At 64.4% G+C, this 11145-nt stretch carries 11 protein-coding genes; 4 read left to right on the top strand and 7 right to left on the bottom strand.

Features of this window, described 5'->3' with window-relative positions; genetic code table 11:
* Nucleotides 1–92 precede the first annotated feature (92 nt).
* The 3 genes from RQH86_RS22330 to RQH86_RS22320 form a co-directional block, all read right to left on the bottom strand.
* A complete protein-coding gene (locus RQH86_RS22330) occupies nt 93–1094 on the bottom strand; it encodes an arabinogalactan endo-1,4-beta-galactosidase (RefSeq protein ID WP_055853020.1) in 1002 nt (333 codons plus the stop codon).
* Between the two features lie 387 nt (nt 1095–1481).
* The gene (locus RQH86_RS22325; RefSeq protein ID WP_311239426.1) at nt 1482–2804 is read right to left on the bottom strand and encodes an XVIPCD domain-containing protein; all 1323 of its coding nucleotides are present in this window, start codon (nt 2802–2804) and stop codon (nt 1482–1484) included.
* The gene (locus tag RQH86_RS22320) at nt 2801–3400 is read right to left on the bottom strand and encodes a hypothetical protein (RefSeq protein WP_311239425.1); all 600 of its coding nucleotides are present in this window, start codon (nt 3398–3400) and stop codon (nt 2801–2803) included. The genes RQH86_RS22325 and RQH86_RS22320 overlap by 4 nt, the downstream gene beginning before the upstream one ends.
* A gap of 136 nt (nt 3401–3536) precedes the next feature.
* Between RQH86_RS22320 and RQH86_RS22315 the strand changes: the two genes are divergently transcribed.
* From RQH86_RS22315 to RQH86_RS22300, 4 genes are all read left to right on the top strand, one after another.
* Complete coding sequence (locus RQH86_RS22315; protein WP_311239424.1) at nt 3537–5648, top strand: SpoIIE family protein phosphatase; 2112 nt, start codon at nt 3537–3539, stop codon at nt 5646–5648.
* Nucleotides 5645–6076 carry an ATP-binding protein gene (locus tag RQH86_RS22310; RefSeq protein WP_055853031.1) on the top strand — a complete coding sequence of 144 codons (432 nt, stop codon included), beginning with the start codon at nt 5645–5647 and terminating at the stop codon, nt 6074–6076. Before RQH86_RS22315 ends, RQH86_RS22310 begins: the two co-directional genes overlap by 4 nt.
* Complete coding sequence (locus RQH86_RS22305) at nt 6073–6492, top strand: STAS domain-containing protein (protein WP_055853034.1); 420 nt, start codon at nt 6073–6075, stop codon at nt 6490–6492. Before RQH86_RS22310 ends, RQH86_RS22305 begins: the two co-directional genes overlap by 4 nt.
* Nucleotides 6493–6585: 93 nt before the next feature.
* Nucleotides 6586–7209 (top strand): HAD hydrolase-like protein, encoded by a 624-nt coding sequence (locus RQH86_RS22300; RefSeq protein ID WP_115552828.1) that lies wholly within the window; start codon nt 6586–6588, stop codon nt 7207–7209.
* A 108-nt stretch (nt 7210–7317) separates the two neighbouring features.
* Here RQH86_RS22300 and RQH86_RS22295 read toward each other — a convergent pair whose 3' ends face one another.
* The 4 genes from RQH86_RS22295 to mdcH all read right to left on the bottom strand — a co-directional run bounded on the left by RQH86_RS22295 (nt 7318) and on the right by mdcH (nt 11076).
* A complete protein-coding gene (locus tag RQH86_RS22295; RefSeq protein ID WP_311239423.1) occupies nt 7318–7458 on the bottom strand; it encodes a hypothetical protein in 141 nt (46 codons plus the stop codon).
* A 455-nt stretch (nt 7459–7913) separates the two neighbouring features.
* Nucleotides 7914–8633 (bottom strand): GntR family transcriptional regulator, encoded by a 720-nt coding sequence (locus RQH86_RS22290; protein ID WP_115561158.1) that lies wholly within the window; start codon nt 8631–8633, stop codon nt 7914–7916.
* Nucleotides 8634–8712: 79 nt separating this feature from the next.
* Nucleotides 8713–10068 (bottom strand): SLC13 family permease, encoded by a 1356-nt coding sequence (locus tag RQH86_RS22285; protein WP_311239422.1) that lies wholly within the window; start codon nt 10066–10068, stop codon nt 8713–8715.
* A gap of 87 nt (nt 10069–10155) precedes the next feature.
* Nucleotides 10156–11076: a malonate decarboxylase subunit epsilon gene (gene mdcH / locus RQH86_RS22280; RefSeq protein ID WP_311239421.1), complete on the bottom strand. Its 921-nt coding sequence runs from the start codon at nt 11074–11076 to the stop codon at nt 10156–10158.
* Between the last annotated feature and the right edge of the window lie 69 nt (nt 11077–11145).

Below are 11145 nucleotides of genomic sequence, written 5' to 3'. Positions count from 1 at the left end.
CACAGGCGGAATGGACTCGCCCAGGTGCGCTCCTACAAGGTGGGCGAAGTTTGGCGGGGCTGGAGGCCCCGCCATGTTCGCTGGGATGCCGGTCAGAACGCCTGCAGCGCTTCGGTCAGTTGGCCGTTGTTGTTGACTGCGCCCATGGTGTAACCCTGCCAGCCCGGGTAGGCGTTGGGTTCCCAGTAGAAGACGCCGAGCACGCGTGAGCCGATGGCGTTGCTGCGGCTGAGCAGGTTGGTGAGCATGGCGCGGGTGGTGGCGGCCTGCTGCCAGTCCATGCCGACCTCGGCCACCACCACGTCGGTGCCGTAGCGTTTGATCATGTCGCGCATGTTGGTGTCCAGCCGGGTGTTGTAGTCCTGCCAGCTGCCCACCGGCGGATAGTGCGACATGCCGATGACGTCCCATTTGCCGCCGGCCGAGCGCAGGTTGTCGAAGAACCAGCGGAAGTTGGCGTTGTCGTAGCCGTTGGCCAGATGCACGATGACCTTGGCATTGGGATACACCGCCTTGGTCGCGTTGTAGCCGCTGTTGATGAACTGCCCCAGGTTGGCGAAGTTGGGCGTCTTGCCCTGGTCCCACAACATGCCGCTGTTGATCTCGTTGCCCACCTGCACCCAGGTGACGGTGATGCCGTTGTCCTTGAGATATTTGAGGATGCCCTGGGTGTGGTTGTAGACGTCGGTATTGAGCTGGGCCACGGAATGCCCTGCCCAGGCAGCCGGTTTGTTCTGCTTGCCCGGGTCGGCCCAGCTGTCGCTGTAATGGAAGTCGATCATGATGCGCATGCCCTGCGCGGTGGCGCGCTTGGCCTTGTCGAGCGTGTCGCGGCCATCGTTCCAGCCGCCGGACGGGTTAACCCACACGCGCAGGCGCACGGCGTTGCCGCCGACATCCTTGAACAGCTTGAGGAAGTCGGTGGTCTTGTTGGAGGCGTCGCGAAATACCTGCGGCGGATTATTGGCCGCCTGTTGATTGAGCCAGCTGACATCGGCGCCCTTGGCGATGCCCTGTGCGCCTGCGCTCAGGCTGACCAACGACAGCAGCAGCACCAACAGTAGGCGGCTGTAACACGTACTCACCACACTCATGAACCCTCTCCCTTGATCGATAGATGTCGCGCCAAATGGCGCCCTGCCTGATCCCCCTGCTTTCGATCCGCGTGGCGTGGCGTGACGGGTCGTACAAGACACGGCCAGCTGCACTGCGAAACGCTGGCGATTCAAACATGGACGTTTCGATCGCTCGAGGTCGCTATAGCTCAGCGGTGATGTCGGAATATCTCTATGCGAAAAAATACGGTAATGGCGTACATGCGCGTTGGTTACCGGCGTGTCTGTTGTGCGGCTGCAGCAAGAAACAGCTGCATCTGCGCGCAAACAGGCAACAAAAACGCCGGCAAGCCGGCGTGTCTGTGGAAGTGCTGGATGTACGCGATGCGCGCAGGGCGGGCTGCCACCTGCAACCGCGCGGAGTGCTCAGCCCATCGCGCGTGCACCCTGCTGCTGTTGCTGGGTCTGAGTTTGTTGTTGTTCCAGCGCCACCGCCTGGCGCGCTGAATTTTCGGCCACCCGCTGGCTGCTCTGCTCCAACGGTGTGTTGATCGCGGTCATGGTTTCGACGCTGACGCGCAACTGCGCCGGATCATCGGCACGCCCCTGCACGGCGAAGGTCCGGGCAGCATCGGGACTCATTGCCACCGAATCGATACGCTGGCCGCCGGCGGCATGCATCTCCGAGGCGAGCGCGCCAGACAGCTGCGCGCTGTGCTGATCCGGCGTACGGCCAGCACGCACGTCGTGCGCATGCACGCCGCGCTGGGCGTCCTGGAACAAGGGGTTACCCACGTGCCCAGGTTGATCGATGCGCAACGAGGTGTGGTCGTTGCCATGCTCACGCGCATCGCGCTTGGCCGGCTCGCCTGGAGCGAGGGGGCCACGAACGGCGTCGACCACATCCTGCCCAAGGCCTGGTGCACCGCGCGTCAGGATGGTAGTGCCGGTACGCAACCCGTTCACGTCGCTGCGGTATTCCTCAATCATCCGCGCGTTCTTTTCGGCGAGCGGACGTGCATTGGGATCGGTGAGCGCGGAATGCTCCCCTAAAAAATTGCCCAATTTGTGCGCACCCAATGAGGCCGTAGCTGCCATCAGCGGATCGTCGGGAATCAGGAAGTTGGCCTTGCTGTTGCTATAACCGCTCGCGCTCAAGGCAAGCATTTCAGTGGGCTTGGCATAAATGCGCACCTGGCCAAAATGCGGTGATGCCGCACTGACCGGGTCGGAGGCCATGACGTGATTGATCACGCTGTTGCCGCCTTCCGGGATGCGATAGCTCAGGCTGGCTGCACCATACGAATTGAAGGTTTCGCCCTTGAGGTCGTAATGGTGTGCGGAGATCTGTGCGAGTGCGCCGCCGAGGGAGTGACCGGTGACGGTGACTTGGGGTGTCCGCCCCTCTTCCTTGCCGATTTCCTTTGCATAATCCAAAGCATGTTTGGTCAATGCCAATGCATCAGCAGCCTGCGGATTGGTCCGCGAGGTGACCATGGTTGCATCGGTGAGAATGTCATTGGCTGCACCCTCGGTACCGCGGTGCGCAACCACGATCTCGCCAGTGCCCTGGCGTTGATAGATCGTGCCCTGGTAGCCATTCGCCTTGTTATTGACGTGTTCGAGAACAGCGTAGCGCTGCCCTTCGATCGTGACGATCTCTTCTTGCCCCGGCGCACGCCGGCCTACTGCACGGTCTTTATAAGAGTCTTCAGACAGACCGGCATATTGCGGAGACGGGATGGTCATGGCGCAACTTCCTTGGCGGCCAGTGTGATGGTGAAGAGCTTGTCGCGGATCTCTGGCTTGAACTCCTCGGCAGCGTGCTTGCCCATATCCGGGAAGTTGCTCATTTCAGAGCGCGGATAACGCTCGCTCCAGTAATACTCTGTAGACACCTGCTGCGCAGTCACCGTTTTGGCTTCGATAAACGACAGGAAGCGCGTCTCTTCTTCCGCACCAGTCGCCTTCAGCATCACGCTGGCGCCACTGAATTCCCAATGACAGACGCCGCGACCGTAATAGTCTTCGTCCTGCATCAGGTCTAGATAGACGGTGCCGCGATATTCAGTATCGGACACCTTCTTCAGCGCGAAGTCTTCCTGGCTGGTGATGCGGCCGGCGGTGCCGGTCTCCGGCTGGATCTTTCCGCACTCGGCTTCGTTGCTGACATCGTACTGCGCCGCGCCCTGCACCAGGCCGAACGCGCCAGGCGCGTTCTTCAGGGTGAGCGTGACCTCGAACGCCTTGCGTGGACTGGGATTCAGCTTGGCAAGGCCGCGGCCGCCCGCCTCGACGTTGGCTTCTGCAGCGGCCTCGGTAGCGGGGGATTGGGTCTGGGTCATGCTGGTCTCCGGGGCGCTACAGGCCGTAAGCAATAGGGCCAGCAGGCTTGGGGTCAGAATCTGGCGCAAGGCCGGCCTCCGTGGCAGTTGGGCAGCCAATCTAGTCCGCCCGCGCTCGGGGGGCAATCGCGGCGGCGTGAGGATGAGGCCGCTGCAGGCGATTGTGGGTGGGCGCAAAGCTGCCATGATCGAGCACAGCCATCGCCAGGGAGTGCGCGCCATCGTTACCCGCCCACCAGCGCCCACGCCGTCCGCACCGGCCGCCCCACGCGTGCATTGGCGCAATAGCTTGCGGATGCGGGTGATGCTGGCGGCTACCGGCGTGCTGGTGGCGTTGCTGGCGGTGCTGGGCACGCTGTTCTACCTGGGCGCACGCGCCGAGCTGGTGGAGGCCGCGCGCAACGAGGTGGACGGGTTGACCGAGCAGACCGCGCGCAGCCTGGCGGCGATGCTGGATTCGGTGCAGGTGAGCGGGCGCACGTTGGCGGCCAGCAGCGGCGCGGTGGGGTTGCAGCCGTTCAACCTGCGCGCGTTGTTGCTGGCCACGCTCAGTGGCGACCCGGATATCGGCGCAGCGCGGCTGATCATCGAGCCGCGAACGCAAAAAGCGCGCGATACCGGCTTTGTCTGGTACGTGCATCGCGATGGCACGCGCACCGTTGAAAAATCGGTGACGGAGCTGGGCTACGACTATCGCGCGATGCCGTGGTACCTGCGCACGCAGCGCGAAGGCCGTGCGTGGTGGTCCGAGCCGTACCTCAACAGCAATGGCGGCAGTGCGCTGTACACCAGCTACAACCTGCCGCTGCGGCGCCCGGGCGATGCACTCGATGCGGCGCCCGTGGGCATGGTGAGCGTGGACCTGCCGCTGCAGCATCTGCGCGAGATCATCGACCAATTACCGCGCGATATCGGTATCCAGCCGATGCTGTTGTCGCCCGAAGGCATGCTGGTATTCAGCCCCGACCCGGCCCTCAACCTGCATCACACGCTGGACGCTTACGTGGCGCGTTCGCGGCCGGATCTGCGGCCATTGCAGCGGGCACTTGCGGCCGGCCAGCCGATTTCGTTTTCGCACACGGCGCCGGATGGCGAACGCTTCCTGACCCATAGTGCGGCAGTTGGGCACAGCGGCTGGACATTCGTGCTGTCCGCCTCGGAAGACTACGTATTGGCTGGCCTGAACTGGCTGGCGGCGTGGGTGGCAGCGGCCGCGTTGCTGGGTGCGGGCGTGTGGTGGTGGTTGATGGGGCGGATCACGCGCAAGTTGACGCGGCCGATCGAGGAGTTGACCGACACCGCCGAGCATTTCCGACGTGGCGAATTCGAGTATCCATTGCGGCATATCGAGCGCGATGACGAGGTGGGAGTGATGGCGCGCGCGTTCGACAGCGCACGCGATGCGATCCGTCACCATATCGCCGAGATCGGCGAGATGACCGCCGCGCGCGAACGCATGCAGAGCGAGCTGCAGATTGCGCGCGAGATCCAGCAGGCGATGCTGCCGTCCGGACGCACCTTCGACCGTGCAAGTTCGCACCTGGAAGCCTGCGCCTGGCTGGAGCCGGCCAAGGCGGTGGGCGGCGACTTCTATCACTTCGTCGAAACCGAACCGGGGCTGCTGTGGTTCGTGGTCGGCGATGTATCGGACAAGGGCGTGCCGGCGGCGTTGTTCATGGCGCGCGCGGTGAGCGTGCTGGAAATCGCCGCTCGCCGGTACACGCGCCCGGACGGCATCCTGATTGCCGCCTCCACGCGGCTGGCCGAGAACAACGACACCTGCATGTTCGCCACCGTACTGTGCGGCTTGATCAATGTGGTGAGCGGCGATTACTGGCTGGCCAGCGCCGGGCACGAGCCGCCGCTGTTGATCGACATCGATGGCAAGACGCATGCGCTGCCGCTGGAAACCGGCCCCCCGCTGGGGATCGAACCGCAGATCTCGTTTCCGGTACTGCAGGGCCGTATGACCGCGGGGCAGACCTTGTTGGGGTATACCGACGGGGTGGTCGAGGCGATGGACGAGCACGGCGCCAGCTATGGGCTGGAGCGGTTGCTGGCCACGCTGCACCCGCGCCGCAGTGCGGCGGCGCAGTGCAAGGCGGTGATCGCCAATATCGCCCGCTTCACCGGCAACGCCGATCCGTACGACGACATCACCCTGCTGGCGATCCGGCTGCGCCAGGAGCATGCTGGACGGGTCGCAGAGACCGGCCGGGGCGTCCCCGGGGAGGCAACCAGCCCATGAAGTTCGATCTGGCCATTGCACCGTCGCTGGCCCAGTTGGCCGGCGCCAACGACGCGCTGGAAGACTCGCTCACCCGTGAGGGCCTGCACGCCGAGCGCATCGGCCAGATCCGGCTGATCGTGGAAGAGCTGGGCTGCAATGCGCTCACCCACGGGCAGTGCGCCGAACAGCCGCTACGGCTGCAGCTGCAACTGGACCAACAGGCCCTGGTACTGGAAATGCACGACCCCGGCACCGCGTTCGACCCGTGCGCTGCGCCAATGCCCGATGTGACAAGCGAGCTCGACGATCGCCAGATCGGCGGTTTAGGCTTGTTTCTGGTGCATCAGTTCGCCGATCACATCGACTACCGCCGCGATGGTGCATACAACATCGTGCGCGTCACCCTGCTCCACCCGTACGCCCCTGTCCCCGAGGCTTTGTCATGACCACGCTCGCCATCCAGATCGACCCGCCGCAAGACACCCGCCAACGCGTCATCCTGACCGGGCGGCTGGACACCCACACCTATCAGGACCTGGACGCGGCACTGTCGCCGTTGCTGGGCACCCGCATCACCACTCTGGTGCTGGACTTGTCCGCACTGGAATACATTTCCAGCGCCGGCATCCGCTGCATCTTCAAGGCGCGCAAGGCGCTGGCCGCGCACCACGGCAAGGTGCTGGTGACCAACCCGCAGCCGCAGATCCGCAAGGTCTTCGACATGGTCAAGGCAGTGCCGCTGAGTGATGTGTTCGCGTCCACCGAAGAACTGGACGCCTACCTGGCCGCAATGCAGCGCAAGGTCATCGAACAAAGCGCGCAGAGCGATGCACCCATCGTGTCGCATTTCGCCGAAGCGTAAGCCGCATCGCCTGCGCGCACACGTGGGGACGTGTGCGCGTGCGGCATGTGCGCGGGCTTGGTTAGGCTATGACGCCCCATTCGCTGCGTCGCAATGCCTGCACTGATCATTTTCGATTTCGACGGCACCCTGGCCGATTCGTTCGGCTTCTTCCTGAGCACACAGCGCGCATTGGCTGCGCGACATGGCTTCCGCGCGGCAGAAGCGCATGAGGTGGACGCCGCGCGCCGGCTGACCACGCGCGAACTGCTCAAACAATCGGGATTGCCTGCCTGGCGGGTGCCGCTGGTGGCGGCCGACTTCATCCGGCTGATGCGCGGCGCGCCACCGGCTGCCTTGTTCCCCGGCATTGCGCAAACCGTGAGCGCACTGCACGCCGGTGGCACGCGCTTGGCGGTGGTGTCGTCCAACGCGGTGGACAACGTGCAACGCGCCCTGGGCGAGGAACTGAGCGCCAAATTCGCCGTCATCGAAGGCGGCGCGCATCTGCTGGGCAAGCAACGCGCCCTGCGCCGCGTCTTGCGCGCAACCGCCCACACGCCAGCGCAGGCGGTCTATGTGGGCGACCAGGTCGCCGACTGGGAAGCGGCGCAGGTGCTCGGCCTGCCGTTTGCCGCCGTCGCCTGGGGCTACGCCCACCCGGACGTGTTTGCCGGGCTGGCCGGAACCTCGCTGATCGAGCGGGTGGACGATTTACTGGCGTTGGGGATGCGTTAGCGACGGCAAAGCGTAGCAGCGCTTTGGGCACGTTCTTCCAGAGATGGCACATGGCACCGGCTTGCGCTGAGGAGTAGCTGGCGATCCACCCAACGGCGATTCTCTAACCTAGCTGCAGGTCTGCTGCTCGCTGATGTTGGCGTTTGCGGTGGTGAGCAGGTGCTGTCGTTGATCTTGCTGTTGATCTTGCTGTTGATCTTGCTGTTGATCTTGCTGTTGATCTTGCTGTTGATCTTGCTGTCGCTTCACCCACGTCGCCTTAAAGCAAGCCGAGCACCGCAGTCATGTGTGGCCGAAGAGGCGCCCTTGCTTGAGCGAGCGAGTTTGGGCGCCGTGCCGCGCATGACGAGGAGCGCAGGGAACCGGCGCGGCCGTATCGCGCCGGATTGCGTCAGGCGACAGCGGTTTTGGTGACTTTTGCCAAGACAAAAGTCACCCGCGCCCGAAGGGCGTGGAAGCTTTTGACTCTGCTGTGGCTTAAGCGCTGACAGCTTGAAAGCTGTGCTTCAAATTCCTGCATGGTCTACAGGTGCACCTGTTGGAGATCACCGGCAACCGTACCCTCATCCGCCCTTCGGGCACCTTCTCCCGGAGGGAGAAGGATGAGCATGCAGCGAGCTTTTAGCCGTACTGCGCGTTGCACGGAGGAAACATTGAACACTACAACGTGCGCCGTATGACTGCGGGAAAACACGCGCGAACGTCTATACCCCACCGGAGCTCGGCAACGGTGCCGGCACATTCAACATCCCGCCCGCCGCCACGTAGGCCGCCAGCGCCTGGCCCTGGCTCAACAGATGCCCTTGCATCGTCCGCTCCGCACCTTCTGCATCGCCGCGCCGCACGCAATCCATCAACTGCCGATGCTCGGCCAGCGACTGCGCCATGCGTCCCGGCGTCAACAACTGCCGGCCGCGGTGCATCTTCAAGATGCGATGCAAATCGTGGGTCACCCGGATCAACCACGGATTGCCTGCGTAATGCTGCACCGTCTCGTGGATCAGGTAATTGTTGCGGTAATACTCGGCCAGATCGCCGGAGGCGGCAGACGCTTCCATCGCCGCATGCAGCTCTTCCAGCCGCTGCACGCCGGCCGCATCCAGACGCTTGACCGCGTCATGCGCGCAGCGGCCTTCCAGCATCGCCATCACCGGGAACAGCTGGTTGAGATCTTCCAGCGTCAGCCGCGTGACCCGGCTGCCGCGGCCTGCATCCAGTTGCACCAGGCCTTCGGCCGCAAGCAGCTTGAGACTTTCGCGCAGCGGCGTGCGGCTGATGCCGAGTTCTTCGGCCAACGCCGGCTCGTCGATCCATTCGCCCGGCGGCAGCGCGTAGTCGTAGATTTTCTGGCGCAGGCGCTCGGCCACTTCCTCGTACAGCGGTACGCGCTTCTTGGCACTGCGCGAATCAGGGGCGAGGGTCATGGTGGGCAGGTCGTCGGCAGTGGATCGGGGGCGCCCATTCTACGGGCGCGCCCGCTGACCCTGCCCACCAGCGCCATCGTCACAGCCAACCCGGCACCACGAACAGCAGCCATGCCGCCAGCGGCCCCAACAGCACCACTAGCCCGCTGTAGACCAGAAAACGGCGGAACAGTCCATCGCGCTCTTCCTTGGCCGCCGAGGCCACCACCAGCGCGCCGTTGGTGGAAAACGGGCTGACATCCACGATGGTGGACGACACCGCCAACGCGCAGATCACCCCGGCCGCACCCAGCTGACCCTGCATCAGGAACGGCACCGCCAGCGGAATGGTGGCGCCCAGCACGGCCGCAGACGATGCGAACGCAGACACGATGCCGCCCACGTAGCACACCAGCAACGCGCCCAGTAATGGCATGCCGATATGCGACACGCCGGTGCCGATGTAGTCCACCGCGCCGGCCTTTTCCAGCACCGCGACATAAGTGACCACACCGCTGATCAGCAGCACCGTGGACCAGCTAATGCCATCCACCGCGCCTTTTTGTGCATTGGGCGAAATCAACGCCAGCGCCACGGCGACGGTGATCGAAACCAGGCCGACGTTGAGGTTGTAGACCAGTGCCGCAACGCCCAGCCCCAACAGGCCGACAAGCGTGATCACGCGATCGCGGGTAATGGACACGGCCTCCAGCGCCAGCGGGTCGGTGGACAAGGTGCCGCCGCCGGCTGCCACCAGCGCGCCATGGCCTTCGATGGAGAAACGTCGCTGCGATGCTTGATCGCCACTGACCGGCACGTACTGCGCATCGGCCAGCGACACCTCCTGCCGACGCATCAGCTTGAGCCCGCCGAAGGCGCAGAAGCAGATGATCGCCATCATCAGGTTGAAGCCCAGGCTGGTGAGAAACACCGCCATCTCGGTGACATCCAGTCCGGCTTTTTCCACCACCTTGTTGGTGATGCCCCCATACACGCTGATCGGCGAAAACCCGCCGCCCTGCGCGCCATGGATGACCAGCAAGCCCATCATCAACGGGTTGATGCGGTATTGCTTGGCAAAGCGCAACGCCACCGGCCCGATGATGGCCACCGCCGCCGGGCCCAGCGCACCGAAGGCGGTTAGCAGGCCGGTGATGACGAACATCACCCACGGGATGGCCACGATGTGCCCGCGTACCGCTCGTACTGCCCAATGCACCAGCAGATCGATGGTGCCGTTTTTCTGCGCGATGGCGAACAGATAGGTGATGCCGACCAGGGTCAGGAACAGGTCGCCCGGAAAGCCGGCCAGCACCTCCTTGCCGTCCAGCCCCACCCACATGCCACCGACGATGAATGCCAGCGCGAAAGCCACCGCGCCCATGTTGATGGGCAATGCGGTGGCGACGATGAACATGATCACCAAGCCAAGAATCGTTGCAATTTGCGGGGTCATGCGCCCTCCCAGACACCTGATACGCGTACAGCACGGATGGCCAGCCGCCATCCAAGGGTCACGCCGTGTACGACACCTGCCTGATGGTCATGCCGCGCGTTCGCATGCAGCGTTGACCCACTCCACCACCCCTTGGGTGCTGTGGAAATCGTCGACCGACCGCGCTTCGCAGCCCGGTACGATCTCGCGCGCCATGCGCGCCAATGCGCTGCCGGGGCCGAGTTCGAGAAATACACGCGCACCGCGTTCGGCGGCCTGCACCAGCACGTCGTGCCAGCGCACGGTCTGCGCGATCTGTGCAGCCAGGCTGTCGATCACCTGCGTCGGCGTGGCGACGGCACGTGCGTCGATGCCGGCAAGCACGCGCAGCGTGGGGGCGCGAATGGCTGCCTTGTTCAATGCGGCGGCGAAGGCATCGGCGGCCGCGCGCAGCCACGGCGTATGCGCAGGCACAGTGACCGGCAGCATGGTGACGCGTGCGCCGCGCGATTGCGCATCATCGCCAAGCCGCGCCAATGCCGTGCGCGGCCCACCAAGCACGGCATGGTCGTCGCCGTTGATGATGGCCACTGCTGCACCATGCGTGTTGCAGAGCGATTCCAGCGTGGGCAGTGGCAGGCCGATCACCGCCATCAACCCGGCATCCTCGGGGCTGGCCGCATCCATCGCGCGTGCTCGGGTCGCCGCAAGTTGCAAGCAGGTCTGAATATCGATGCTGCCAGCCACCGTGTGTGCGGCCAGCTCGCCGACGCTATAACCCAGCACCAGCAGCGGCGTCGGCAGATGCTCGCGCAGCACCTGCCATTGCGCCAAGGTGCCTGCGCAGACCAGCGGCTGGGCGACGGCATTGGCGTAGCGGCCAGCATCTGCGGCAAGGGTTTGCGGAGCGGCGCCAAGTACCTGCCCGGCAGCAGCAAGCACCGCTGCCGCAGCGGGCGCATCGGCAATGCGGGCGAACATGTCGGCGTGCTGGCCGCCTTGACCTGGGCAGAGGATGGTCAGGGTCATGGCGTTGGCCACGTGCATGCGCTGGCGCGACTGCTGCAGGAACTGCACATCTGCGCGCTACGGGCAACG

The organism is Xanthomonas sp. WCS2018Noco2-27, assembly GCF_031843525.1.
Taxonomy (GTDB): domain Bacteria; phylum Pseudomonadota; class Gammaproteobacteria; order Xanthomonadales; family Xanthomonadaceae; genus Xanthomonas.
Note: the sequence above shows the minus strand (reverse complement) of the source record. Positions and strands in the feature narration are given on the sequence as shown.

Bases quoted from the DNA above. Each gene is read 5' to 3' on its own strand.
- RQH86_RS22300 (WP_115552828.1), top strand. From the start codon at position 6,586: ATGCCTGCACTGATCATTTTCGATTTCGACGGCACCCTGGCCGATTCG.
- RQH86_RS22320 (WP_311239425.1), bottom strand. From the start codon at position 3,400: ATGACCCAGACCCAATCCCCCGCTACCGAGGCCGCTGCAGAAGCCAAC.
- RQH86_RS22310 (WP_055853031.1), top strand. From the start codon at position 5,645: ATGAAGTTCGATCTGGCCATTGCACCGTCGCTGGCCCAGTTGGCCGGC.
- RQH86_RS22290 (WP_115561158.1), bottom strand. From the start codon at position 8,633: ATGACCCTCGCCCCTGATTCGCGCAGTGCCAAGAAGCGCGTACCGCTG.
- RQH86_RS22285 (WP_311239422.1), bottom strand. From the start codon at position 10,068: ATGACCCCGCAAATTGCAACGATTCTTGGCTTGGTGATCATGTTCATC.
- RQH86_RS22305 (WP_055853034.1), top strand. From the start codon at position 6,073: ATGACCACGCTCGCCATCCAGATCGACCCGCCGCAAGACACCCGCCAA.
- RQH86_RS22325 (WP_311239426.1), bottom strand. From the start codon at position 2,804: ATGACCATCCCGTCTCCGCAATATGCCGGTCTGTCTGAAGACTCTTAT.
- RQH86_RS22330 (WP_055853020.1), bottom strand. From the start codon at position 1,094: ATGAGTGTGGTGAGTACGTGTTACAGCCGCCTACTGTTGGTGCTGCTG.
- mdcH (WP_311239421.1), bottom strand. From the start codon at position 11,076: ATGACCCTGACCATCCTCTGCCCAGGTCAAGGCGGCCAGCACGCCGAC.